Source organism: Polaromonas sp. P1_G2, from assembly GCF_056405515.1.
Genome location: NZ_JBFUBY010001433.1, coordinates 1 through 404 on the forward strand (window position 1 = coordinate 1; position 404 = coordinate 404).

1 protein-coding gene is annotated in these 404 nt (G+C 59.2%); it reads right to left on the minus strand.

What is annotated here, in order from left to right:
* Positions 1-389 (minus strand): NosD domain-containing protein (locus tag AC1D0P_RS30930; protein ID WP_477680222.1); only part of this gene is annotated, 389 nt, incomplete at its 3' end.
* Positions 390-404 lie beyond the last annotated feature (15 nt).

Sequence of the window (404 nt, forward strand, 5' to 3'; positions counted from 1 at the left end):
ATCTTGAGATGGCTGGAGAACATGATCGCGTAGCCGACCAGGTTGCCGATCGACACGTTGCCGCGGATCTCGCTGTCGTTGGTGTACATGTAATGAATGGCGAAGCGGACATTGGTGAACCGGTTGCCGCTGAAGACATTGTGCTTACTGGCATTGGTGGCGACGCCGTCGCGGCCGAAGCTGATGTCGTTGTCGACGACCTCGGCTCCTGGAGCGTTCCATACGGTCACACCATTTCCTGACTCGCTCAGGCGAGCCGTCTTCAGGCCGACGATCTTGTTATGGCGGGCAAACGACTTCGCGGCTCCGTGGATGTAGATGCCGTAAAGATTGCCGGTGACGGTGTTGTCCTCAATGACCGCGCCCGTCGCGGCCTGCGTCGCGAACACGCCGGAATCCATGGT